General features: G+C 63.4%; 19 protein-coding genes. 11 read left to right on the top strand and 8 right to left on the bottom strand.

The genetic code is table 11. The features are described from left to right. Nucleotides 1-30 precede the first annotated feature (30 nt). Nucleotides 31-444 carry a MerR family transcriptional regulator gene (locus H7J86_RS24955; protein WP_267294233.1) on the bottom strand — a complete coding sequence of 138 codons (414 nt, stop codon included), beginning with the start codon at nucleotides 442-444 and terminating at the stop codon, nucleotides 31-33. Between the two features lie 58 nt (nucleotides 445-502). Between H7J86_RS24955 and H7J86_RS24950 the strand changes: the two genes are divergently transcribed. Next, on the top strand, nucleotides 503-1,459 hold the full coding sequence (locus tag H7J86_RS24950) for an oxidoreductase (RefSeq protein ID WP_267294231.1): 957 nt from the start codon (nucleotides 503-505) through the stop codon (nucleotides 1,457-1,459). A gap of 761 nt (nucleotides 1,460-2,220) precedes the next feature. Here H7J86_RS24950 and H7J86_RS24945 read toward each other — a convergent pair. From H7J86_RS24945 to H7J86_RS24935, 3 genes are read right to left on the bottom strand one after another with little or no spacing between them, the layout of a single operon-like run. After that, nucleotides 2,221-3,150, bottom strand: coding sequence for a carbohydrate kinase family protein (locus H7J86_RS24945; protein WP_267294229.1), 930 nt, complete (start codon nucleotides 3,148-3,150; stop codon nucleotides 2,221-2,223). Further along, on the bottom strand, nucleotides 3,150-4,562 hold the full coding sequence (locus H7J86_RS24940; RefSeq protein WP_267294227.1) for a mannitol dehydrogenase family protein: 1,413 nt from the start codon (nucleotides 4,560-4,562) through the stop codon (nucleotides 3,150-3,152). Before H7J86_RS24940 ends, H7J86_RS24945 begins: the two co-directional genes overlap by 1 nt. Then, nucleotides 4,559-5,560 (bottom strand): NAD(P)-dependent alcohol dehydrogenase, encoded by a 1,002-nt coding sequence (locus H7J86_RS24935; protein ID WP_267294225.1) that lies wholly within the window; start codon nucleotides 5,558-5,560, stop codon nucleotides 4,559-4,561. Before H7J86_RS24935 ends, H7J86_RS24940 begins: the two co-directional genes overlap by 4 nt. A 139-nt stretch (nucleotides 5,561-5,699) precedes the next feature. On the opposite strand from H7J86_RS24935, the gene H7J86_RS24930 reads away from it, so the two are divergent. The 7 genes from H7J86_RS24930 to H7J86_RS24900 all read left to right on the top strand — a co-directional run bounded on the left by H7J86_RS24930 (nucleotide 5,700) and on the right by H7J86_RS24900 (nucleotide 13,223). After that, a complete protein-coding gene (locus tag H7J86_RS24930) occupies nucleotides 5,700-6,749 on the top strand; it encodes a sugar-binding transcriptional regulator (RefSeq protein ID WP_267294456.1) in 1,050 nt (349 codons plus the stop codon). 38 nt (nucleotides 6,750-6,787) lie between these two features. Beyond that, nucleotides 6,788-8,116, top strand: a complete 1,329-nt coding sequence (locus H7J86_RS24925) for an ABC transporter substrate-binding protein (RefSeq protein ID WP_267294223.1) — start codon at nucleotides 6,788-6,790, stop codon at nucleotides 8,114-8,116. Beyond that, on the top strand, nucleotides 8,116-9,090 hold the full coding sequence (locus H7J86_RS24920) for a carbohydrate ABC transporter permease (RefSeq protein WP_267294221.1): 975 nt from the start codon (nucleotides 8,116-8,118) through the stop codon (nucleotides 9,088-9,090). The genes H7J86_RS24925 and H7J86_RS24920 overlap by 1 nt, the downstream gene beginning before the upstream one ends. Before the next feature lie 2 nt (nucleotides 9,091-9,092). Next, on the top strand, nucleotides 9,093-9,962 hold the full coding sequence (locus tag H7J86_RS24915) for a carbohydrate ABC transporter permease (RefSeq protein ID WP_267294219.1): 870 nt from the start codon (nucleotides 9,093-9,095) through the stop codon (nucleotides 9,960-9,962). A gap of 36 nt (nucleotides 9,963-9,998) precedes the next feature. Then, entirely contained in the window at nucleotides 9,999-11,081 is a 1,083-nt protein-coding gene (locus H7J86_RS24910; RefSeq protein WP_267294217.1) for an ABC transporter ATP-binding protein, read from the top strand. Between the two features lies 1 nt (nucleotide 11,082). Next, nucleotides 11,083-12,351, top strand: coding sequence for a DUF4032 domain-containing protein (locus H7J86_RS24905; RefSeq protein WP_267294215.1), 1,269 nt, complete (start codon nucleotides 11,083-11,085; stop codon nucleotides 12,349-12,351). 113 nt (nucleotides 12,352-12,464) lie between these two features. After that, nucleotides 12,465-13,223, top strand: coding sequence for a DeoR/GlpR family DNA-binding transcription regulator (locus tag H7J86_RS24900; RefSeq protein ID WP_267294454.1), 759 nt, complete (start codon nucleotides 12,465-12,467; stop codon nucleotides 13,221-13,223). 684 nt (nucleotides 13,224-13,907) lie between these two features. Here H7J86_RS24900 and H7J86_RS24895 read toward each other — a convergent pair. Further along, the gene (locus tag H7J86_RS24895; RefSeq protein WP_267294213.1) at nucleotides 13,908-14,381 is read right to left on the bottom strand and encodes a winged helix-turn-helix transcriptional regulator; all 474 of its coding nucleotides are present in this window, start codon (nucleotides 14,379-14,381) and stop codon (nucleotides 13,908-13,910) included. A gap of 105 nt (nucleotides 14,382-14,486) precedes the next feature. On the opposite strand from H7J86_RS24895, the gene car reads away from it, so the two are divergent. From car to H7J86_RS24880, 3 genes are read left to right on the top strand one after another with little or no spacing between them, the layout of a single operon-like run. Continuing rightward, a complete protein-coding gene (car, locus tag H7J86_RS24890; protein ID WP_308204868.1) occupies nucleotides 14,487-17,999 on the top strand; it encodes a carboxylic acid reductase in 3,513 nt (1,170 codons plus the stop codon). A 15-nt stretch (nucleotides 18,000-18,014) separates the two neighbouring features. Then, entirely contained in the window at nucleotides 18,015-19,442 is a 1,428-nt protein-coding gene (locus H7J86_RS24885; protein ID WP_267294211.1) for a DHA2 family efflux MFS transporter permease subunit, read from the top strand. A gap of 34 nt (nucleotides 19,443-19,476) precedes the next feature. Then, nucleotides 19,477-20,292 (top strand): oxidoreductase, encoded by an 816-nt coding sequence (locus H7J86_RS24880; protein WP_267294209.1) that lies wholly within the window; start codon nucleotides 19,477-19,479, stop codon nucleotides 20,290-20,292. Nucleotides 20,293-20,408: 116 nt separating this feature from the next. Here the strand turns inward: H7J86_RS24880 and H7J86_RS24875 are convergent, their stop codons facing one another. From H7J86_RS24875 to H7J86_RS24865, 3 genes are read right to left on the bottom strand one after another with little or no spacing between them, the layout of a single operon-like run. Beyond that, on the bottom strand, nucleotides 20,409-22,604 hold the full coding sequence (locus H7J86_RS24875; RefSeq protein ID WP_267294207.1) for a xanthine dehydrogenase family protein molybdopterin-binding subunit: 2,196 nt from the start codon (nucleotides 22,602-22,604) through the stop codon (nucleotides 20,409-20,411). After that, the gene (locus H7J86_RS24870) at nucleotides 22,601-23,578 is read right to left on the bottom strand and encodes an FAD binding domain-containing protein (protein ID WP_267294205.1); all 978 of its coding nucleotides are present in this window, start codon (nucleotides 23,576-23,578) and stop codon (nucleotides 22,601-22,603) included. Before H7J86_RS24870 ends, H7J86_RS24875 begins: the two co-directional genes overlap by 4 nt. Before the next feature lie 3 nt (nucleotides 23,579-23,581). Continuing rightward, complete coding sequence (locus tag H7J86_RS24865; RefSeq protein WP_267294203.1) at nucleotides 23,582-24,205, bottom strand: (2Fe-2S)-binding protein; 624 nt, start codon at nucleotides 24,203-24,205, stop codon at nucleotides 23,582-23,584. Nucleotides 24,206-24,350 lie beyond the last annotated feature (145 nt).

The following is a 24,350-nucleotide window of genomic DNA, read 5'->3' as shown; positions in this document are numbered from 1 at the left end:
AAAGCGCTGCTTACCACCGGAGTCGCCGGCTCAACTTTCGACCGCGGTCGGATCCCACAGTCCTTGCGCTGCGGCATGTTCGACCCGGTCTTCGTAGACGGCAACCTTCGTCTCGATGACATCGAGGCAATGCTGGAGACTGCCCAGTTGCGCTCGGACGTGAGCTTCGTGTTTACGGAGGAGCTCCAGGCGTTGGTTTTCGTTGCCGGGTCCTTGGCGGACCAGAGCGGCGAACTCGGCGAGTTGCGCGAGCGGCATCCCGGACTCGCGTAATCGAACGCAGATCGCCAGCCACTCGACATCGGTTTGTGCATACCGTCTGCGGCCGGAGCTCGTACGGGCCACATTGCTGATCAGCAGATTCTCACGTTCATAGAATCTGAGGGTGTGGATACTCAGGCCGGTGCGTTCCGCCGCTTGCCCAATCGTAAAGGTCTGTGTCATAGGGGCATTCATCTCCGAGGCTTGACCTAGAGGGCACTCTAGATTTTGGCGTGGCGTGATGACTGGAACCACCACACAGCATCCGATCGGTTCTGGATTCGGGCATGGATCGACCAGCGAGGACGTCATGGCCGGCATCGACCTCACCGGTGCCGTAGCCGTCGTCACTGGCGGCTACTCCAGCCTCGGGCTGGAAACCACCAACCACCTGGTCCAAGCAGGAGCGCATGTCATCATCCCTGCTCGCCGCATCGATGCCGCTGCCCGCGCCGTCGACCACCTCGGGGACGCCGTGACCGTACTGAAGGGTGATCTTGCCGACCTGGATTCGGTTTCGGTGTGCGCGCAACGCATCTGTGATTCGTGGGCGCGGGTCGATCTGTTCATTGGCGCCGCAGGGATCATGGCCACACCGCTGCAGCGGGCGGGGCCGGGTTGGGAGAGCCAGTTCGCGGTCAATCATCTGGGCCACTTCTCCCTTGCCGCGGATCTTTGGCCCAGCCTGGCGCGGAGCGCAGGCCGTATCGTCGTGTACTCGTCTGCTGGACACCACAATTCGGGTATCCGATGGGAGGATCCACAGTTCACGTCGAGGTATGACAAGTGGGCGGCATACGGGCAGTCGAAGACCGCGAACATTCTGTTTGCGCTACGCCTGGACGAATTGGGGGCGGCTGCCGGGGTGCGCGCGTTCTCGCTGCACCCAGGGTCAATCCTCACCCCGTTGCAGCGGCACCTCGAATCTGCCGAGATGATCGATCGCGGCTGGATCGACGAGGACGGCAACGTCGCGGACCCAACGTTCAAGTCCATGTCTCAAGGCGCGGCCACTGGCTTGTGGGCGGCGACGAGCCCACAGTTGGACGGCCTCGGTGGCCTATATCTCGAAGACTGCGAGGTCGCCGGTCCGGCCACCGAGGATGGCACCGGGGTGAAGGCATACGCAGTGGACCGCCGGCAGGCAGAATCCCTTTGGGATCTCAGCGTGGGCCTGACAGGCCGCGATGTGAACTGAGCTCTCGCCCGTCTGCGCCGTCCCCGGCCGGGCGATGCTGCGGTTGGTTTGGACGGCGGTGCGAGATGCGATGCACCCGCACTCGGTTCCATTGCCACCTTGCTTTCGGCGAAACAACAGACCGGCCATTCCCTGGCCGGTCTGTTTGTGGAGCTAAAGGGAGAACTATCGAACCCGCTCACGGTTGATCGGATTCATCGTCTGGCCAGATCTGGAGATAGATCGACTGGTCACACTTCGCGATGTCGGGTGTTCTCGGCGAGGAGCCAATCCTCGGATTGGTACAGGTGCAGCATAGTTCCGACGAGGCTTACTGAAACGACATCGAGCACTTGCAGGCCAGCCCCGGCACCTAGTTGCCGTTCTGGGATATGCCCAATCGCCCGGTATGATCCGTACGGTCGACAACACGCGGTTTTCGGCGGGCGCAGCCCAAACGACTAACGCCCCACGGCTACCAAGATCGATCACGTCCTTTCCGCTGCTCAGCCTGCCGACGCATCGGAGCTGATCAGGCGTTCTTAGACGCGGGTCAAGTCGGGAGTCGGTGTCGACCGGCGCCGCAGCCTTACTCGCCGTTCAGGAGTCTGATAGCGTCCGCGGCCGCCGGCGGGGTTCAAACACGTGGCTGCACCGCGAACGCTCGGTCCGCCAAATCTCCGGGATCAGGCTCAGCGACTGACCTTGGGTCAAACCTGGTCTCTTGAGACGAGTCGCGTTCGCTCGCTGTGTGGAACTCGCGGCGACCGCTTATGGCGCACTTACGAAGTCGAGCGTAACGCCGCGTCGCGTGTCGCGCGGTACGGTAGGACTGCACCGGTCTGCGCCACCGTTAGAGCTGCGTTCAGCACTGCGGCTTCAAGGACGGCCTCGACGTGAGCGGGGCTGATTCGGCGTACGTCATCGCGCCGGTCGGCCCCGAGCAGGTCCAACGACCAGAGGGCGTCTAGAAGTCCAGACATGAAGGAGTCGCCCGCGCCGACGGTGTCCACCACCTGCACCGAGCGAGCCGGCACCCGTACCAATCCCGAAGCCGACACTGCGAAGGCACCTCTTCCGCCCATTGTGACAGCCACCAGGGCCGGCCCCATCGCGAGCCAGCGGCGGGCCAGATCTACGGACTCTGTATCTGGGGCAATCCATGCCAGGTCCTCGTCGCTGACCTTGACGATGTCGCTGACCTCGACGATCCGCTCGATACGTTCTCGCGCCAGCGTGCTGTCCTGCATAAGCGCCGGGCGCACGTTGGGGTCGAATGTGACAGTCGCTGCGACACCATAGGTATCCAGTAGTGCCTCGACGGCCAGGCGACCAGGGTCGAGCGCGGTGGCGATCGACCCGGTGTGGACAACCACCGGTGGCGAGATCTCGGGAGTCCCCGACAGTTGCCAGTCGATGTCGAACTCGTAGGTCGCCGCACCGGTCACATCGAGTGACGCCCGGGCCGACGGTGTCCGACGTGCGCTGGTGCTGCCCGGGACGAGGGCGACGCCCGAGGCGCCCAGGTACTCGGATATCCGGCGGCCGCGTGGATCGTCGGCGATGTGGGTGAAGAAATCGACATCGCGTCCGAGCCGCGCCAAGCCGACCGCGACGTTCAACGGACTACCACCCACGTGCTCCCCGGTGATCTGACCGTCGCGCTCGACGATGTCGATCAAGGCTTCACCGATGACGAGGGCGCGGGTCATCAGACTTCCTTCCGCAACAGCTCGAGGGTGGCTCGGGCTCCTTCGGAATGTAGGGAGTCCAGCGCCCATTGGTAGGCCTCGACAAAGCGCTGCGACGAGGCGAGATCTCCGAACAGTGCGCTGTTCTCGATAAATGCGAGCGGATGTCGATGTTGGGTTTGGGCGATCGGCATTAAGGAGTCGGCCAACTGATCGACGACCTCAATGGGTTGACCCGCCTCGTCGACGCCCTCCGCGTACCGGGCCCAGCTCGCCACGATAGCTGCCGAAAGCCGGATGGGTGCACCCGAGATCAGGTTGGCCCGAATCACCGGCACCAACCATTTCGGGATGCGGTCGGAGGAGTCCGCACACAACCGGGCGATAGTGTCCCGGACGCTTGGATTGGCGAACCTCTCGATGAGCGTGCGTTTGTATTCGGGCAGGTCGATCCCGGGAACCGGTAGGAGTGTGGGAGTGGCCTCGGAATCCATGTACGCCAAGAGGAAATCTGCGAACAGCGGATCGCTTGCGGCTTCGTGGACCAGGCGGTAGCCGGCCAGGTAGGCAAAATAGCACAGACCCTGATGGCTGGCGTTGAGCAGCCGCAGCTTCATCAGTTCGTAGGGAGTCACGTCGTCGACCGTGAGCACGCCAACGTCTTCGAGCGGCGGCCGACCGGCGGCGAAATCGTCCTCCAGCGCCCACGCGGTGAACGGCTCGGTCACCACCGGCCACCCGTCGTCGATGCCGTACTGCTCGGCCAGACCTGTAATGACGTCCGGGGTGGTGACCGGGGTGATCCGGTCGACCATCGAATTCGGGAATGTGGTGTGCTGTGCCATCCAGTCGGAGAGTCCCGAGTGATACCGATCCGCAAAGCTGACGAATGCCTGCCGCGCGACGTTGCCGTTGCCCTCGATGTTGTCGCAGGACACGATCGTCGGCGATTCCATGTTGCGGGCCCGCCGCCGGGAAAGTGCCTCGGTGATCACACCGAAGACGCTGTCGGGTCCGGCCTTATCGATGTGGTAACCACCCTCGGTAATGGTCAACGACACGATGCGGGTAGTGGGTGCAGCAAGCAGTTCGATCACCGACTCCGGGTCGTCCGGGGCGTAGCGGTAGTCAATGATCGAACCGATGACACGGACGTCGCGCGTGCCGTCGGGGTTCTCCAAGATCAGTGTGTAGAGCCCGTCCTGGGCCTGAAGAACATCTTTCATCTTGCGATCCGATGGCAGCACTCCAACTCCGCAGATTCCCCAGTCCCGGGCCAACCCGCGCTGGAGGAGCCGGTCGATGTACATCGCCTGATGCGCGCGATGGAAGCCACCGACACCGAAATGGACTATTCCGACGCCGATCTCGTCCCGGTTGTAATTTGGCTTCGCGACCATGAGATCCGCCGATGACTTGTTGCTGAGTCTCATGACACTGTCACTACCGCTTTGACGCTACCCGGCGTCCGGTCATGGTCCAAGGCCTTGGCCACGTCGTCCAAGGTGAATCGCGCGGTGACCATCGCGTCAAGATCGACACGGCCCGACTCGACCAGCGCGATCGCCGAAGGCCACGAGTTCGCGTACCGGAACACCCCTGTGAGCAACAACTCTCGGTTCTGGATCACTTGGGTCGGTAGGTCCATCGATTCGGCGCCCGACCCGACCAGCACCACCTTGCCTGCGGGCCGAACCGCCCGGATGCCCTGGTTTACTGCCGACGGCGCTCCAGATGCGTCGATGAATGCGTCGACGCCCAGATTCCCGATCGGATCGGCGGTGGGGTCGAGCACTGTCGTCGCGCCGAAGTTCAGTGCCTGGGCGCGGCGCGACCCGTCCGGATCGCTGACGAAGATATCCGTCGCACCATAGGCGCGCGCGACCTGAGCCAGCGCGATACCTATCGGGCCGGCACCTGCTATCAGCACACGTGAGCCGCCGTCGAGGCCGGCCTTGCGCGTCGCCGCGATAGCCACCGAGAGTGGCTCACACAAGGCTGCGGCCTCATCAGACACCGCATCGGACACCGCGTGCGCGAACGCCGCACCAATGGTCACGTATTCGCTGAATGCGCCGTCGACGGGCGGGGTGCCGTAGAACCGCATGTGCGGGCACAGGTTGTAGTGACCACTGAGAGTCTCGGCACTGTTGGGGTCAGGTCGCTGGGGTTCGATGGACACCCGTTGTCCGACGCGTGAGTCCAGCACGCCATCGCCCACCGCAACGATGGTTCCGGCCGCCTCGTGGCCGAGGACTAGCGGTGCGTCGGCGACGAAACTGCCTACCCGACCATGACGGTAGTAATGCGTGTCCGAGCCGCAGACCCCCACGGTTGACACCTTGATCAGCACGTCGCCGTGAGCCGGTTCCGGAACCGGCCGTCTTTCGATCTCGATTCGACCTGGTTCAGCGAGTACGGCAACCCGCATTTGGGCATCTAGGGAAAGTGTTGTGTACGTCACATTAGCCATGTTACCGTGGTGAGCATATGAACGCACGGGTGAGCAAATGCTCACACTCTAGGTGAGCGAGACGTAAATGTCGGTACCGAGCATCAAGGCCAACTCGATGACGAACGGCCGCGCCGCGAATGCGGCTACGACCCCCGCCACATCTAGTGGCGCTAGGACCGAGGACCTGCGCCTGGCGCTGCGTGCGGCCAATCTCTACTACCTTGACGGACTCACTCAGGCCGAGATCGCACAGCGCCTCGGGGTATCCCGTCCGACTGCGGGCCGCCTGGTCGCCCGCGCCAAAGCCAACGGCCTGGTACGTATCGAGGTGGTCGTACCGCCCAGCCTGCGTGATGACCTGCACGCCGATGAGGAGCGAGAGCTTGAGGAGCGATTCGGACTCGCCGAAGCTGTCGTCGCGGGCCATGGCGTCGACACCGGGGCGCGCGACCGACCGGAAGCATACGCGAGCGTGGGTCGCGCGGCGGCCGCCCTGCTGATGCGACGGTTGTCGCCCACCGACATCCTCGGCTTCACCTGGGGGCCTGAGCAAGTAGCTGTGGCAACTGCCCTGACCACAGGTCTGGCGACCTGTCGCACCGTCGTGCAACTGGACGGAGCGATGTCGACGGCCGTCTATCAGACCGGCACCGAGTTCATCCTTAGCCGTTGCGAGGATACGCTGCAAGCGAGTGGGATCCGCCTGCCGGCGCCGCTCTATGCCGATCCCTCGACTGTCGCCTCCATCAGCGCCGACTCCCTGATCTCCCGATCCCTGGAAGCGGGCCGACGGGCCAATGCGATGTTGTTCGGTGTCGGGTCAGTATCAACTGCCACAACCCTTTTCGAGGGAAGCTTCCTCGACACCAGGATGCTCGACGAACTCGTCGCGCTGGGTGCCGTTGGCGAAATCGGCGGCAGGTTCTACGACGGATTAGGCACACCGATCGAATCCGAGTTGCAGCATCGCACGGTATCGGTTCCCCTCGAGGTGATACAGGAGTGCGAGAAGACACTGCTGGTCTCCAGCGGCGCAACCAAATACCTCGCCACTCTCGGAGCGCTTCGCGGCAAGCTCGCCAAATTCCTGGTTTGCGATATCGATTGTGCTCGTTGGCTTCTCAGCCAGGGAAGTTCCGCCCCCTCGAAAGGTCAGGTTCAGTGAAATCTCAACGCAGGGCTTTGCACAAACTTGCAGCCGGCATGGCGGCAGCCACGCTCCTGTTCACTTCTGGCTGCTCAGGTGCGGGCAGCCTGGGGGCATCGACGAACGAGGTGACGATCGCGCTGGTGTCCAACTCCCAGATGACTGACGCACAAAAACTGTCGTCGGAGTTCGAGAAGGAGAACCCCGGAGTCAAGCTGAAGTTCATCTCGCTGTCGGAGAACCAGGCTCGGGCGAAAATCACGATGTCAACAGCCATGGGCGGCAGTCAGTTCGACGTCGCGATGATCAGCAACTTCGAAACGCCGCAGTGGGCGAAAGACGGCTGGCTGTTGAATCTCTCAGAGTTCGCCAAGAACACTCCAGGCTACGACGAAGCTGATTTCATCCCATCGTTGCGGGAATCGTTGTCCTACAAGGGAAATATGTACGCGGTTCCGTTTTACGGTGAGTCATCGTTCCTGATGTACCGAAAGGACCTCTTCGAGCAGGCCGGAATTAAGGTCAACCAAGATCCGACGTATCAACCGACCTGGCAGGAGGTTGCCGGCTGGGCAAAGACGTTGAAAAGCGATGACCGGGCGGGAATCTGCCTGCGAGGCAAACCCGGCTGGGGCGAGGTGCTCGCGCCCCTGAACACCGTTATTAACACGTTCGGCGGCCGTTGGTTCGACGACCATTGGAACGCCCAGCTCAACTCCCCTGAGGTTAAAAAGGCCGTGAACTTCTATGTCAACACCATCAAGGAATCCGGCGAGCTAGGCGCCTCCTCAACCGGCTTCCAGGAGTGCGCCAATCTGTTCGGCCAGGGACAAACAGCGATGTGGTACGACGCGACCTCGGCGGTCTCGGTGCTCGAAGACCCAAAAACCTACCCGGACCTGGTCGGCAAGATCGGGTACCTGCCCGCGCCGATCGTCGTCAAACCCAACGCGGGCTGGATCTACACCTGGGCGCTGGGAATTCCGGCTCACGCCAAGAACCCCGACGGGGCGTGGAAGTTCATCTCCTGGATGACCAGCAAAGACTACATGAAGTTGGTCGGTGAGCAGCTGGGTTGGGCGCGCGTCCCACCCGGCAGCCGAACCTCGACGTACACCGAACTGCCGGAGTACGAGGCAATCTCGAAGTCATACGGCCCGTTGACGCTGCAATCGATCACAAACTCCACCCCGGCTAAGCCCACAGTTCAGCCGGTGCCGTACACGGGTGTGCAGTTCGTGGGCATCCCCGAGTTTCAGGACCTGGGGACACGGGTGAGCCAGCAGATCAGTGCGGCAATCGCCGGGCAGCAGTCCGTCGACGCCGCGTTGGAGCAAGCACAGTTGTATGCCGAGGCCGTCGGCAAGAGCTATCAGGAGAAGTGATGACGCTAACCGCTGATACCACGACCGAAGCCGACGAGAAGGCCGTCGCCGACCGGGTTCGTAAGATCAAAGAGTCTCAAGGCGTTGGCGTGAGCCGCGCCGAGGCGTGGCGACGACGGGGTCCGCTTCTGCCTGCGCTCATCTTCATGATCGCGGTGACGCAGGTGCCCTTCCTGTTCACACTGTACTACTCGACGCTGTCATGGAACCTTGTCCGTCCCGGCTCGCGTCAGTTTGTCGGGCTAAGTAACTACCTCGCAGTCATCCAGGACAGCCAGTTCTGGTCGGTGGCAGGCAACACCGTCATCCTCATCGTCGGAGTAGTACTCATCTCGGCGGTGTTCGGCTTGGGGATCGCATTGTTGCTCGATCGCGCCTTCCTCGGCCGCGGTGTGGTGCGCACTCTGTTGATCACTCCGTTCTTGATCACGCCCGTTGCCGGTGCACTGATGTGGAAGACGACGATCCTCGACCCCAACAACGGCATCCTCAACTGGGTACTGTCCCTGGTCGGGATCGGTCCGATGGACTGGATCGGGCAGTTCCCGCTTGCCATGGTGATGGTCGAATTGATCTGGCAGTGGACGCCGTTCATGATGCTGCTGATCCTCGCGGGTTTGACGTCCATGCCCCGTGATCAACTCGAGGCCGGCCGAGTGGACGGGGCGACCGCGATCCAGCTATTCCGGGAGTTGACGCTGCCGCACCTTCGGCGCTTCATCGAACTCGGCGTCGTGCTCGGTGCGGTCTACCTGGTCAACACCTTCGACGCGATCTTCATGATGACTCAAGGTGGGCCCGGTGTAGCGAGTGCAAACCTGCCGTTTTACATCTACCAGCGCGCGTTCCTCGGCTTCGACATGGGCCAGGCCGCTGCCATGGGTGTGGTGGTCGTCGTCTTCACGATGATCATCGCCAGCTTCGCGCTTCGATTGATCTTCAAATCGTTCTCCGGCACGGAAGAGGCAGCCTAATCATGACCACAACAGTCGAAACGAGTTCGACAGCAAGACAATCGGCCCCGGTTCGCAAGAAGAAGAACAAGAAGCTCAGCCCGTGGGGCGTGGTGGCGTGGCTGGTCGGGCTCGGCTTCTTCTTTCCGGTGTTCTGGATGGTCCTGACGTCTTTCAAGGCCGAGAGTGATGCGGCGACCAATCCGCCGAAGCTCTTCTTTACCCCGACGCTAGATCAGTACTCGGCCGTCTTCAGTCAGGGCATCGGTCCGGCGATGCTGAACTCCGTGTTCGCCACCGCGATGTCGACGATCCTGGTGTTGCTGCTCGGAGTGCCCGCGGCGTTCGCGCTGTCACTGCGACCGGTGCGGAAGACCTCAGATGCGCTGTTCTTCTTCATGAGTACCAAGATGTTGCCTGTCGTCGCAGCAATTCTGCCGTTGTACGTGATCGTGTCCAACATCGGTCTGCTGGACAACATCTGGGCCCTGGTGATCCTCTATACAGCAATGAACCTGCCGATCGCTGTATGGATGATGCGCTCGTTCTTCCTCGAGGTACCCGGCGAGCTGCTTGAGGCGGCAAGTCTAGACGGAGCCAGCCTGTGGCGTTCGGTGCGTGAGGTGATCCTGCCGTTGGTGTCGCCCGGTATCGCAGCCACCGCACTCATTTGCGTCATCTTCGCGTGGAACGAGTTCTTCCTTGCGGTCAACCTGACCGCGGTGAACGCTCAGACCATGCCGGTGTACCTGGTCGGCTTCATCGCCGGTGAGGGTCAGTACTGGGCCGTGTTGTCGGCGGCCGCAACCATGGCGGCACTACCCGTGATCCTCTGCGGGTGGTTCGCCCAGAACAAGCTGGTGCGCGGACTCTCGTTCGGCGCGATCAAGTAACCCACTCACTTTCCGGATCCAGAAGGAGCCTTCACCATGGCTGCAATCACCTACAAGAACGCGTCTTGCATCTACGAGGGATCGGACAAACTCGCCGTCGACAACCTCAACCTCGACATCCAAGACGGCGAATTCATCGTGCTGGTCGGCCCGTCCGGGTCCGGCAAGAGCACCGCGTTGCGAATGTTGGCCGGCCTCGAGGACATCGACGAGGGTGCCATCGAGATCGGCGGCAAGGACATGACAGGCGTCCCGTCCAAGGACCGCGATATTGCGATGGTGTTCCAGAATTACGCCCTGTACCCCAACAAGACCGTCGCCGAGAACATGGGCTTCGCACTGAAACTGCGTGGCGTCTCAGCCGAGGAGCGTCGTAAGAAGGTCGAGGACGCCGCGAAGATTCTGGACCTCACCGATTTTCTGGATCGCAAGCCTGCCAAGCTGTCCGGCGGTCAGCGGCAGCGCGTAGCAATGGGCCGCGCGATAGTGCGCGAGCCGCAGGTGTTCTGCATGGACGAACCGCTGTCGAACCTCGACGCGAAGCTGCGTGTGCAGACTCGCACCCAGATTGCGGCGCTACAAAGACGGTTGGGCACCACCACCGTCTACGTCACCCACGATCAGGTCGAAGCGATGACGATGGGCGACCGCGTCGCGGTGCTGCGATTCGGCAAGCTTCAGCAGTTCGCCTCGCCGAACGAGCTCTACGACCGCCCGGCCAACGCGTTCGTCGCCGGCTTCATCGGCTCGCCCGCCATGAATCTGGTGGACTTGCCCCTTGCAGAACACGGCATAAAGATCGGCGACGCCGTGCTGGAGCTGGAGCGCGCGGACGTCGCGAAGATCAGCGAGGCGGGCCTGCAAGATGTCACCTTCGGGATCCGCCCCGAGCAGCTCGAGATCTCCACCGACGGTGTCGGAGTCGAGGTCGTCGTCGATCTAGTGGAGGATCTCGGTAGCGAGGCATACGTGTACACGCACGGGCGATCGGGAGTCGAACTGGTCGCGCGGTGCAACCCGCGGACGGCGCCGAAGCTGGCGAATACGGTGCGGCTACGCAAGAAGCCCGAAGGCGCTGTGCATCTGTTCCATCCGAAGACCGGCGAACGTCTTAACTGACGTGCGAGCGCCCGAGTTCCGGCTGCGGACGCCGACTCCCGGTCTGCTCGCCCTGCCGTGGGATAAGCCGTTGTCGAAGTGGAACGTCCCCGAAGTTCCGCTGCGCGACATCGCGGTCGGTCCCAGCCGCCACCTGGTGAAGTTCGTCGACGCCGACGGTGCGCTGTGGGCGGTCAAGGACATGCCGCCGCGCATCGCTGCCAAGGAATACGACGTCCTGCGCAGGCTTGAGGAAATAGACCTACCCGCGGTGCGACCCGCTGGTCTGGTCACCCAGCCCGAGTTCGATACCGCGATCCTGGTGACGCGCTACCTCGAAGGGTCGTGGCAGTACCGGCGATTGTTCATGCGGCTACCCGCGGACCAACCCAAGCACCGGGCGCGGCTGTTGGACGGCATGGCCGGGCTGCTGGTGGAGCTGCATCGCCACGGGGTGTTCTGGGGGGACTGCTCGTTGGCAAACACGCTGTTCTCCCGCGACGGGCAGACCTTGCAGGCGTATTTCGTCGATGCCGAAACATCGGAAGTCCACCCGAAGTTGAGTCGCGGCCAGCGCGAGCACGACCTCGACATCATGGTGGAAAACGTCGCGATGGGAATGCTCGACCTCGCCGAACGACTAGGACGCTCGGCACTGGAAGACGTCCTCATTGCCGAGGTGCAAGAAGCGCGGCGCCGCTATGACACCCTGTGGGAAGCACTGCATGCTGAGCCGGTGTTCGGCTTCGCGGACCGGTATCGCGTCGAGGGTACGGTGCGCAAGCTCAATAACCTCGGATTTGCCGTCGACGAGGTCTCGCTGCAGCCCGTCGGCGAGAATCCTAATCAGCTGAGACTTCATGTGGCCGTGGGTGATCGGCGTTACCACGCGCACCGGCTACAGAACCTCACCGGTTTAGACGTCGGCGAGGGTCAGGCTCAGATCCTGATCGGCGATCTACTGGCCTACCAGGCGCAACTGTGCCGTGAGGAGGGACACGACGTCGACGAGCAGACCGCCGCCCGGCTGTGGGTCATCGAAGTGGTGACGCCTACCGAGCACATCGCCCACACCGCTCTGAACAATCAGGGCACTCCTATTCAGGCATACTGCGATCTATTGGAGGTGCGCTGGTTGCTCAGTGAGCAAGCTGGCCGCGACGTTGGAACCAACGCTGCGCTGGCCGCCTTGGCGCGTGGCGCCGCCCCGACCGACTCTGCGGCCAAGATGGCGATCGCCGAGGTCCCAACCGCGCCATTCGGGGTCCTGGACATCGATGAGGACCTCTGAGTGCCTAGGCAAACGATTTCTGAGACATTGAGAACTAACCCTAGCGAACATAAAGATAGGACCAGCCGTCCTGCTCGTCGAGGTTGTCGAGGTTGTCGAGCCATATGAAAGGAGTGGACTCCGAAAGTCGCCAGAGGATGATCCTTGAGTTCACCCTTACGCGAGGACGGGTAGAGGTGAGCGCGTTAGCCGAGGAGCTCGACGTCGCCCTCGAGACGGTCCGCCGCGACCTCAAGACACTCGCAAACCGGAGACAGCTGAAAAGAGTTCACGGCGGCGCGATCCCACTGGAGATCGTGGCGTTCCACCCGGGTGTCGAGTATCGCAGAGGAGTCGATCTTGCCCACAAACACCGGATCGCTGCTGCTGCGGTGGAGTTGCTTCGCGGCGCTACGACAGTGTTTCTGGACGCGGGCTATACATCTCGACTGATAGCCGAGCGGCTCGTCAATAAGGAACTCACCGTCATCACACCGTCACTGCTGGCCGCTGAGGCATTCGTGGTCAGCTCAACCGCGACGGTCTTGCTGCTGGGTGGCCGGATTCGCGGTTCCGCGTTGTCGACTGCGGACCATTGGACGTTAGAAATGCTACGCAGCTTCAACATAGATCTGGCTTACCTTGAGGCGAAGAGTATTTCGATCGAACATGGCATCACAACCTGCGATCCTGCAGATGCGGCAGTCAAGCAGTCTGCCGTACGAGCCACCCGCCGTCGCATCCTTATAGCCGCTGACTCGATGTTAGAGTCAGAGTCCCTCACGCGGTTTGCCGAGGTGTCTGAATTCGAGGCGATGGTGACCGGGCCAGAGTTGAGCAACACCGATGCCAACCTTTACGAGACAGCGGGTACGGTCGTCATCCGCGCCTGAGGTCGGTCATCGAAAGATCGCAGCAGCGTGCCACAGATCGCAAAGGCTCATTATCAACCGGAGCCCACACCATACAACCTACGGTCTCACTGAAACGCGCGTCTTCACCCGTTCGTCAACAAGCGCGAGTTTCTAACATCGGAACACCGGAAAATATGCACCGCCAACCCAAAGGTTCCGCCATCAGCACCGCCGAATCATGCTGGGCATCAAGAGCCGTGGCGGCGCGGCCCTGAGGCGTCGACACTTCCCGTGGCCAGCCTGAACGCTCGGTGATGCCGTCGGGTTCGGGCCCCGGCCGATCGGTCGAGTGACCCCGATGGGCCGTGTTGGGACCCCAACCGCCACGGCGACATCGACGAGTGCGCCGACCGAGGAACCAGAAACGCCGGTATCGTACGTGCGATGGAGGCGCCAGCCCGAGTAGCCGACGCCGTCCGCTGTGTAGGCAATGAGTGTGTTCATATTCGGTCAGCTCGTCGTCATTTTCAGATTGATACAACGGTCCACATGGGCTCGATCTCCAACACGCGGACCGCGCGGTCACTCGCGACTACTTGATCAGGTTCGAGCGCCAGGTGCGAATTGGTATCGCCGCTACGCACGACCGCAAAAGACTCTGCGCCGACTGCCACCCTGGCGGTTCACTGTGTGCAGCCCGACGGGTCGCGAAAGGTCCACGCATCAACCGCGTGGCGCGACCTCGATGTCTGCCGCTGACACGGAATGATCGGCCCCACAGCGAATGTCGACATCGATCGGCGACCCGCACTCGGCATGCGTCAACTTCACCCGCCCACCGTCTGCGCGGACCCAGCGGTCCCCCCACCGCATCAGTGCCAGCAGCGCGGGCAGAAAGTCCTCGCCCTTCTCGGTGAGGTGGTACGCCTCTCTGCCGCGTTGCCCGGGTTCGTGGTACGGCCGCCTCTCCAGCAGACCCTCGTCGACGAGCTCCCTCAGCCGGGTTGCGGTGATCTTCTCGCTGAGCTTGGCCCGCCGCGAGAACTCGTCGAACCGGTGCGCGCCGTAAAACGCTTCCCGCAACAGCAACAGGCTGGCTCGTCGCCCGACAACGTCCAGCGCCGCCGCGACGGAGCAGCCGTCCGCCGACCAGGCATCACGGTCGCTGAGCCGGCCGGTGAGTGTCATGGAGGTCATATCGGCCATGGTGCCAGCTGACTTGCCTTCAGTAAAGTCAGAGGCCTAGGGTCTGACTAGACAAAGGCATAGCCAGAAGGTGTGGCATCGAGCTCAGGAGACCGCGTGACCGCTGGGATACCGACCACAACCGCGGTCGTCGCCAACGCGCAACTGCAGGCGGCCATTCCGCGTCCCGACGTGCTCGGCGCGGCGCGGCGCCCCGGGTTGCGGTTGTCGCAGGTACTGCAGACCCTGGCCCAGGGCTACTCCGACCGCCCGGCACTGGGCACCAGGGACCGCGAGACGATCCGCGACGAGGCCGCCGGTCGCAGCGCCACACGGTTGCTCCCCGCGTTCACCACCGTGTCCTATGGCGAGCTCTGGTCCGATGTCCGCGCCGTGGCCGGCGCATGGCACCACGACCACCGTGATCCCATCCGGCCGGGTGATTTCGTGGCGACGATCGGTTTCTCCAGTGCCGACTACCTCACGATCGACTTGGTGTGCGGCTACCTGGGACTGGTCTCGATACCGTTGCAGCACAATGCCACATCGTCTCGGCTGACACCCATACTCGACGAGACCAGGCCGCGGGTACTGGCAGTCGGTGCAGCCTATCTCGACTTGGCCGTCGAGTCGGCACTCGGCGTGAACGAGCTGTCCCGGATGGTCGTGCTGGATTACCGCGCCGATGATGTACTGCACGCCGAACGCCTGCAGCACGCCCGCGACACATTCTCCGCCGCGGGGATGGATGTCATCGTCGAAACCCTGCCTGAGCTCATCGCCCGCGGCAGGCAGGCGCCCCACGCCCCGATCTACACCGACGGATCCGACGACCGGCTGGCGATGATCCTCTACACCTCGGGCAGCACAGGCACACCCAAAGGTGCCATGTGGACCGAGCGGATGGTGGCCACCCTGTGGACGATTCCGACGAAATCGACCGAGTCGGCGGTGATCAACGTCAACTTCATGCCGCTCAACCACCTGGGCGGACGGCTGCCGCTGGCGGCATCGTTCCAGACCGGCGGCACCAGCTACTTCGTCGCCGAAAGCGACCTCTCGACACTGTTCGAGGACTGGGCGCTGGTACGACCCACCGACCTCGGCCTCGTCCCCCGCGTCGTGGACATGCTGTACCAGCGCTACCAGCAGATCAGGGACCGACTGGTAGCCCATGGCGCCAACCCTGATGTCGCCGAGCAGAAGGCCAAGACCGAGGTACGCGAAAAGCTCCTCGGCGGACGGGTTCTCGGCGGCTTCGTCAGCACCGCCCCACTGGCAGCCGACATGCGTTACTTCCTGGAATCGACCCTGCAAGTGAGCCTGGTGGACACCTACGGGCTGACCGAGATCGGTGCGGTCACCACGGACGGGAACATCGTGCGACCGCTGGTCATCGACTACAAGCTGGTCGATGTGCCGGAGCTGGGCTATTTCAGCACCGACAAGCCCCACCCCCGGGGCGAGCTACTGGTCAAGAGTGCAGCCGCCATGTCCGGTTACTACAGGCGCCCGGAGCTCACCGCCGAGGTCTTCGACGCCGACGGCTATTACCGCACAGGCGATGTCGTCGCCGAACTCGCACCAGACCGGCTGGCCTATGTCGATCGCCGCAACAATGTCATCAAACTGTCCCAGGGTGAGTTCGTCGCCGTAGCCAATCTGGAAGCCATCTTCGCCGGCGCCCCACTGATCCGGCAGATCTTCGTCTACGGCAACAGCGAGCGCCCCGCCCTGCTTGCCGTCGTCGTCCCCACCGACGATGCGTTGGCCACCTACGGCGGGGCCAACGCCGACCTGAAGGCAGCCGTGCGCGCCGGGCTGTCCCGCACTGCCCGCGACTCCGACCTGCAACCCTACGAGCTGCCGGTCGACTTCCTGGTCGACACCGAGCCATTCACCTCAGACAATGGGCTTCTCTCAGGAGTGGGAAAGCTGCTGCGCCCCAAGCTGAAGGAACGTTACGGGGTCGAACTCGAGCGCATATACGAGCAGCTGGATGCCTCTCGGGCCGACGAGGTGCGCGCGCTGCGGGACGCGGCGCGCGACCAACCGACCATCGACGTCGTCGTCCAGGCGGCCGCCGCACTGCTCGGCATACCCGTTGCCGAAGTCACCCCCGATGGTCGCTTCCTGGACCTGGGCGGGGACTCTCTGTCGGCGCTGACGTTCTCGAACCTGCTGCAGGAACTGTTCGCCGTGGAGACTCCGGTGGGAGTACTGACCGGGCCGACGACGACCCTGGGCGACATCGCGGACTACCTCGAACGGGAAGCCGGGGACGGGCCCTCCGGACCGACGGCGGACACTGTGCACGACTCGAGCACCGGCACGATACGTGCCGACGAGCTCACACTGGACAAGTTCCTACCGAAAACCCTTCTCCAGCAAGCCTCGGCGATGCCGCCGCCTGACGATCGGGCGCCCAGCGTCGTTCTGCTGACCGGCGCCAACGGCTATCTGGGTAGATTCCTGGCACTGGAATGGCTGCAGCGGCTGTCCGTGACCGGTGGGACACTGATCTGCCTGCTGCGCGGCGGCGACGACGACTCCGCCCGGGCGCGTCTGGAGGAGGTCTTCGACAGCGGCGACGCCGAACTGCTCGAACACTTCCGGGCGCTGGCCTCCGCTCATCTTGAAGTCATCGCCGGAGACATCAGCAAGCCGCAGTTCGGCCTCGAGCCGCATATCTGGGACGACCTTGCTCAGCGCGTCGACCTCATCGTCCACCCGGCGGCCCTGGTCAACCACGTGCTGCCGTACCGGCAACTGTTCGGCCCCAACGTCATCGGCACCGCCGAGGTCATCCGGCTGGCACTGAGCGCTCGGCTCACGCCGGTCAGCTACCTGTCCACGGTGTCGGTGGCGATGACCGTCGAGCCGGGACGCTTCGAGGAAGACGGTGACATCCGCGAGATCAGCCCGGTGCGACCGGTCGACGACTCCTACGCCAACGGATACGGCAACAGCAAGTGGGCCGGCGAGGTGTTGCTGCGCGAGGCTCATGACCTCTGCGGTCTGCCGGTGTCGGTGTTCCGGTCGGGAATGATCCTGGCCCACCGCCGCTACGCCGGTCAGCTCAACGTCCCCGACATGTTCACCCGCCTGATCTACAGCCTGCTGGTCACCGGCCTGGCACCTCGATCCTTCTACGAGACAAGTTCTTCGGGGCAGCGTGCGCGCTCGCATTACGACGGCCTGCCCGTGGACTTCGTCTCCGAAGCGATCACCGCACTCGGAAGCGCGGCCGGTCCCGGCTTCCGGTCCTACGACGTGATGAATCCGCACGACGACGGTGTATCGCTGGACGTGTTTGTGGACTGGATGATCGAGGCCGGACACGACATCAACCGCGTGGACGACTACCGCGACTGGCTGGATCGATTCGACACCGCACTGCGCGCCCTCCCGGACGCACAACGCCAGCATTCGGTGCTACCGCTGCTGACGGCCTACAGCCGACCGGAGCGGCCGACGCTGGGTGCGCTCGCACCCGCGGAGGCGTTCCGGCACGCCGTACAGCAGCAGAATATCGAGGGCGCCGAGGACATTCCACACCTGTCGCGGCAATTGATCGACAAGTACGTGTCGGATCTGTGTGCCCGCGCCCTACTCCCGCAACGCGGCTGACGTCTTGGCCATGACATGACCACCTCCGCCAACGCCCGACCGGGCGCCGTCCTGGTGATCACATCCTCGGCGGCCTTCCTGGCCACACTCGACCTGTTCATCGTCAACATCGCCTTCCCCGCCATCAGCGCTGACTTCCCGGACGCCGACTTCGGCCAGATGTCCTGGGTGCTCAACAGCTATACCGTCGTCTTCGCCGCGGTACTGGCGCTGGCCGGCCGCCTAGCCGACCGCTACGGACACCGGCGGGTCTTCCTCATCGGACTGGCGATCTTCACCGTCGCCTCCGCGGCCTGCGCGCTCGCGCCCCACCTGTGGACGCTGGTGGCCGCCAGAACGGTGCAAGGGGTCGGGGCCGCCCTGATCACACCGACCTCATTGTCGTTGCTACTGAACGCCTGGCCCCCCGAACGGCGCGCCAAAGCCGTCGGAACCTGGGCATCGGTGGGAGCGGTCGCAGCCGCCCTCGGACCGCCGCTGGGCGGGCTGCTCGTCGCCGCAGGCTGGCAATGGGTGTTCCTGGTCAACGTTCCCATCGGCATCGTCACCATGGTGGCCGCGGCACGCATCCTCCGCGAATCCGATGTCGCGCCGATCGGACGACCCGATCTGCTCGGCGCCGCCTTCCTGGTGATCGGAGTCGGCGCGCTGGCCTACGCGTTGGTCGAGGTTCCCGAGCGGGGCTGGGGCGCAACGGTAGTGATCACCTCACTCGTCGTCTCGGTGGTGGGCATGAGCGCGGTCGTCCTCCGCTCGCGCCGCCATCCGGTGCCCGCGTTGGATCTCGCGGTGCTGCGTGTCCCCCAATTCGCGCTGGCCACCGCCATGATGCTGGCGTTCTCGTGCGGATTCGCCGGCATGCTCCTGGTCAACGTGCTGTACCTGACCTCCACCTGGGGTTGGTCGACTCAAGCGGCCGGTCTCGGCCTCGCGGCCGGCCCGGTTGTTGTTGTCGTCGTCGCCCGACAGGCGAATCGTCTGACAGCACGGCTGGGAATCGGAGCCGTCGCCACGCTGGGCGCCCTGAGCTTCATGGCCGCTGCGCTCTGGTGGCTGTGGCGGCTCGGACCATCGGAGAATTACCTGGGCGGCCTGCTACCTGGTCAGCTGCTGACCGGGCTGGGGGTCGCGCTGATCATGCCCACCCTGTCCTCGGTCGTAGGGTCCGCGCTGCCGGGACCACGCTGGGGTTCGGGTTCGTCGCTGATCAACACTGCCCGACAGGTCGGCTCGGTACTGGGCATCGCGCTGATCGTCACCGTGGTGGGGACGCACATCGCAAGCGCCCCCACGGCGTTCGCCTCCATCCGCTCCGGCTGGACGCTGCTGGCCGCGGCCGGAGCCACCAGTGCCCTCGTCGGAACCGCCTTGATCGCCGTGGAGTCTCTGACACGCAGGCGTTTACGACGGCCGCAACACGAGCGTCCGCTGAAAACACCATGACCACCCACCGCACACCACGTCAGGAATGAACCACATGTCATCATCACAGCCCGTCGCACTCGTCACCGGCGCCAACTCCGGCCTCGGTAAGTTCGCCGCCCTCGGTCTCGTCGAGGCCGGTTTCGACGTCGTCGGCACCAGCCGCAACACCAACGGACTGGAGCGACGCCGCGGCGTGACACTGCGCGACCTCGACGTCACCAACGACGAGTCGGTCGCCGCGCTCATCAAGGGCGTGATCGCCGACTTCGGGCGCATCGACGTTCTGGTCAACAATGCCGGCACGGGACTCGCCGGCGCCACCGAGGAGAACTCGATTGCACAACAGCAGAAGCTCTTCGACATCAACGTCTTCGGCGTCATCCGAATGACCAACGCCGTGCTGCCGCACATGCGCGCCCAGGGAAGCGGACGGATCGTCAACATCTCCTCCATCTTCGGATTCATGCCCGCCCCGTACATGGCCGCCTACAGCGCCACCAAACACGCCGTCGAGGGCTACTCCGAGTCCATCGACCACGAAGTCCGCGGCCTCGGCATCAGGGTGTTGCTCGTCGAGCCGGGCGGCACCAGAACCGGTTTCGATGACAACACCACGGCGCCGGACAGCCCGTTGGATGCGTACGCGCGACAGCGAAACCTCACCAACCAGGTGGTGGCCGAGCAAGTCAACGGTGGCGATGACCCAAGGACTGTCGCCAAAGCCATTGTCGCCGCCGCCACCGATACCAAACCCAAGCTGCGCTACGCTGCAGGCTCGCAAGCACGCCAGCTCGGCGTCATGCGCCGTTTGGCCCCCACTCGGATCTTCGACAAGCAGTTGCGCAAGACCTTTAGACTCCCTGCGTGAAGAGCGATCAGAGGCACCCCTGCATGAGACGGCGAACTCGTTGCGACACGCCCCTTCCTGCTAGGTAACCGGAGAAGTCGCGCCTGCGACGGGGGATTTCGGGTGAACCGCAAGAATCACAGGAGGGCCTCGGCGGTGATGGGGAAATGGCGGATACGCCGCCCCGTGGCATGGAATAACGCGTTGGCGATTGCAGGCGCCACTCCGACGATGACGATTTCGGCGAGGCCCTTCACGCCGATGGAGCTGGACTCCAAGTCATTTCCGCCGCTGAGATACATGGCGCGCAAATCCCTGATATCGGCGTTCACCGGCACCAGGTAGTCGGCGAGGTTCGCGTTGACAATGCGTCCGTCGCGAGGATCGGTGACAGTGTGTTCCAGCAGAGCGCCGCCGATGCCTCCGGTCATTCCCCCAATTGCCTGGCTGTTGGCGAGTTTGGGGTTAACGATGCGCCCCGCGTCGTACACCCCCAGCATTCGGCGCACGCGCACTGTGCCTAGGCGTGCATCAACGGCCACTTCAGCGAACACCGCTCCGTATGAATACATGGAAAACTGAGTTTGTTCACCCGGGGTGAAGGAACCGATCATCTCTAGGTGCGAGCGGTTGTGGCGGGAGAGCAACTGCTGGTATGTCTCCCCTCGCACGTAGTCGCTGCGCAGTTGCAACCGTCCGTCGCGGACCAGCACGTCGGCGGCTCGGGTACCGTACAACGGTGAGCGAGAGTCATTGATGGCTAGGGCGATTGCCTGTTTGCGAACCATGTCGCATCCTGTCTGAACCGCAGAGCCGACGCAGCCCATGGTCATCGAGCCGCCGTGAGGGGGCGTTGGCGGCATGTTCGAATCGCCGAGTTCGAACACGACTCTGCTCATTGGCAGGCCGAGTGCGTCGGCGGCGATTTGGGACATGGAGGTGTAGGTGCCCGGTCCCATGTCGCTAGTGGCGCACTGCACCAGCGCGGAGCCGTCGGCGTTGATTCGCGCATAGGCCTTAGCGGTCACCCGAGCAGGACCGTAGATCGCCGCGGCCATCCCTGTGCCGATGAGCAAATCGCCATCGGTAGTGGAACGTGGCTGGGGGTTGCGACGCGGCCATCCGAATTCTCGAGCGCCGGTGCTGTAGCACTCACGCAACCTTCGAGTGGAGAAAGGTAATCCGGTCGACTGGTCGTTGCCGGGCTCATTTCGCAACCGCAGCTCGATCGGGTCCATTCCCAATTCGTAGGCGAGCTCGTCCATGGCCGACTCGACAACCATGACTGCGGTTGCCATTCCGGGACCGCGCATCCAGATCGGTGTATTGACGTCTAGCGGCACGGTGGAGTAAGACTGCGCGACGTTGGGCACGCTGTAGAGCATTTGTCCCGGCGCCAGCACCTCCTCGGTGAAAGTCTCGTAACTGGATGTCTCACCACGAATCTCGTGCGTCATCGCGGTGAGTCGTCCGTCGCGGTTACTTCCCAGTGCCACCTGGTAGGTGTACGCGGGCCGGTAACCGGTACCGAAATACAGCTGCCGCCGCGACAGCACTAACTTTACGGGGCGGCCCATCTCACGAGCGGCAAGCGCAGCTACGGTGACATGCGGCCAAGCTCGCAGCCCACTACCGAATGCGCCACCTACGAACGGAGAGAGGACGTGCACCTGCTCTTGTTTGATGCCGAACACCGAAGCGAGTTCCTGCTGAGTACCACCCACCACCCACTGCGTTTTGTCCCACAACGTCAGTCGGTCACCCTCCCAGCGTGCGATCGTGGCGTGCGGCTCCATGGGGTTGTGGTGATTACGGGCGGTGCGATAGGTCATTTCTAGGCGCACCGGGGCGGTACCGAGCGCAGAATCGGCGTCACCTCGGGTGTAGACAGTTGGTGCGTCGGCCTCCGCGGCCGCGAGATCAGTTGACGGTGGCTGTGATTCGTAGGAAATCGCAACAAGACGCGCCCCGTGTTGGGCTGCCTCCAGGCTGTCGGCCACGACAACGGCTACCGGCTGCCCGAAGAACAGCACCCGGTCATCCTGGAAGACCTTCAGCCGGGTACCGGGCGGGTTGTTGGATCCCTCGTTGTCCCTGTAGGCCAACCGGGGCGCGTTGGTATGGCTGAACACTTGCAGCACACCGCGATGTGCGAGGGCCTCAGCGGTGTCGACGGCGGTGATGCGACCGCGCCCCACAGTACTGTCCACCATCACTGCGTATGCAACGCCTTCGACGGCCTGGTCTGCGGCGTAGGTAGCTCCGCCCGTCACTTTGAGCCGTCCGTCAACTCGCGAGTGTGGGGTCCCGACGGCGATCTGTGGTTGTGTCATAAGAGGCCCGCAACAGTGGTGAGCTGCCGTTCAACAGTCCGCCTGAGCAGGTCAACCTTGAAACCATTCCCGCTCAGTGGATTTACGCCGTCAGCGGCCAGCGCGGCCGCAGAACTCCACAATTCGGGGCCGACTCTGCGGCCGGCTACCGCACGTTCCACGGCTGGCAGCCGCCACGGCACGGTACCAACACCGCCGACCGCCACACGGGCGCTTCTCACAATGTCACCCGCGATATCCAGTGCAACCGCCGCCGAGCACAAGGCAAATTCATAGGACTGACGGTCTCGAACCTTCAAGTAACCGGAACGGCGAGTGCCTGGGCTCACGGGAACGTCCACCGCGACGATGAGTTGACCGGTTCCCAGGTTGTGCTCCTGTTCGGGAGTCTTGCCCGGCAGACGATAGAATTCCGCCAACGGGATCGTGTGGTCCCCGCCGCTATCTCGCAGTACGACAGCGGCATCGAGGGCAACCAGTGCCACCGCGAGGTCGGAGGGATGAGTGGCGACGCATTGATCGCTCGTCCCCAGGATGGCCGACATACGGTTGTACCCGTCGATCGCTGCGCAGCCCGATCCGGGCTCGCGGCGATTGCAGGTGGCAGATACGTCTCGAAAGTACGGGCAACGGGGCCTCTGCATCAGGTTTCCGCCGATGGAAGCCATATTGCGCAGCTGGGCCGATGCGCTGAGTTCCAGCGCCTGGCTGATCACCGGAAACTGTCGCCTTACTTCCTGGTGCGCCGCCAGGTCCGACATGCGTACCAGCGAACCCACCCGCAGCCTTGTCGAGTCGATCTCGATATCGCGGTAGGGCAGGCGGTTGATGTCGACCACGGACACAGGGCGCTCGACGGTCTCGCGCATCAAGTCCACCAGCGTCGTGCCGCCTGCAATGTAGCGCGCACCCGACCGACCGGCTTCCAACGCTGCTGATTCGTCTGCTGCTCGACTGAACTCAAAAGGAAACACGTTTCACGCTCCACTCGGTGCGGTGCGGGCCACCGCGGCCACGATGTTGGCGTAGGCACCACACCGGCAGATGTTGCCGCTCATCCACTCTCGAATCTCCTCGGGGGAGGACGTGTGTCCCTCCCGAATGCAGCCGATGCCGGACATGATCTGCCCGGGCGTGCAGAAGCCACATTGGAAGGCGTCTTCGTCGATGAAAGCCTGCTGCAGTGGATGCAGTGTGCCGTCGCGGGCCACGCCCTCGATGGTGGACACGTCCGCACCGTCTACCATCACCGCCAATGTGAGGCAGGACACCACGCGCTGGCCGTCGACTAGCACGGTACAGGCGCCGCACGCCCCCTGATCACAACCCTTCTTCGTGCCTGTCAAGCCAACGCGCTCCCGTAACGTGTCGAGCAGCGACGTACGGTTGTCGACAGTGAGCTCGTGCTCCGCGCCGTTGATGTTCAGCCGTACTGTCGACTCGTCCTTTCCGAGGCGAGTCTCTTGGTCATCACTACAACCTTGTAGCAGTGGGAGCGCGATCACCACGCCGCCGGCGGTGACCGTCGCACCGACAAAGGTCCGGCGCCTGATGTGACCAGGCGACCCGGTGTCCTGCGAGACTGCTTGCTGCTCAGACATTGGGTATCCTCACTACTTTTGAGTGTTGGCATTCGAACGCCGCCGATGGCACGTCGGCGAACTGGGGCGCAGCGACAGCCTCGGTACTGTGGGCAAGGATTGCGGTGCGACCCGTTCACGTCATTGCGGGTGAAGGTCGACCGAC

Origin of the sequence: Mycobacterium hackensackense (genome assembly GCF_025822555.1) — a bacterium.
Classification (GTDB): domain Bacteria; phylum Actinomycetota; class Actinomycetes; order Mycobacteriales; family Mycobacteriaceae; genus Mycobacterium; species Mycobacterium fluoranthenivorans.
The sequence above is the reverse complement of the archived record's forward strand: the minus strand, read 5'-3'. Positions and strand labels throughout refer to the sequence as shown.

Coding starts and splice junctions, on each gene's coding strand:
- H7J86_RS24930 (WP_267294456.1), top strand. CDS start 5,700: ATGACGAACGGCCGCGCCGCGAATGCGGCTACGACCCCCGCCACATCT.
- H7J86_RS24910 (WP_267294217.1), top strand. CDS start 9,999: ATGGCTGCAATCACCTACAAGAACGCGTCTTGCATCTACGAGGGATCG.
- H7J86_RS24935 (WP_267294225.1), bottom strand. CDS start 5,560: ATGCGGGTTGCCGTACTCGCTGAACCAGGTCGAATCGAGATCGAAAGA.
- H7J86_RS24940 (WP_267294227.1), bottom strand. CDS start 4,562: ATGAGACTCAGCAACAAGTCATCGGCGGATCTCATGGTCGCGAAGCCA.
- H7J86_RS24945 (WP_267294229.1), bottom strand. CDS start 3,150: ATGACCCGCGCCCTCGTCATCGGTGAAGCCTTGATCGACATCGTCGAG.
- H7J86_RS24925 (WP_267294223.1), top strand. CDS start 6,788: ATGGCGGCAGCCACGCTCCTGTTCACTTCTGGCTGCTCAGGTGCGGGC.
- H7J86_RS24915 (WP_267294219.1), top strand. CDS start 9,093: ATGACCACAACAGTCGAAACGAGTTCGACAGCAAGACAATCGGCCCCG.
- H7J86_RS24865 (WP_267294203.1), bottom strand. CDS start 24,205: ATGTCTGAGCAGCAAGCAGTCTCGCAGGACACCGGGTCGCCTGGTCAC.
- H7J86_RS24950 (WP_267294231.1), top strand. CDS start 503: ATGACTGGAACCACCACACAGCATCCGATCGGTTCTGGATTCGGGCAT.
- H7J86_RS24920 (WP_267294221.1), top strand. CDS start 8,116: ATGACGCTAACCGCTGATACCACGACCGAAGCCGACGAGAAGGCCGTC.
- H7J86_RS24885 (WP_267294211.1), top strand. CDS start 18,015: ATGACCACCTCCGCCAACGCCCGACCGGGCGCCGTCCTGGTGATCACA.
- H7J86_RS24895 (WP_267294213.1), bottom strand. CDS start 14,381: ATGACCTCCATGACACTCACCGGCCGGCTCAGCGACCGTGATGCCTGG.
- H7J86_RS24955 (WP_267294233.1), bottom strand. CDS start 444: ATGACACAGACCTTTACGATTGGGCAAGCGGCGGAACGCACCGGCCTG.
- H7J86_RS24875 (WP_267294207.1), bottom strand. CDS start 22,604: ATGACACAACCACAGATCGCCGTCGGGACCCCACACTCGCGAGTTGAC.
- H7J86_RS24880 (WP_267294209.1), top strand. CDS start 19,477: ATGTCATCATCACAGCCCGTCGCACTCGTCACCGGCGCCAACTCCGGC.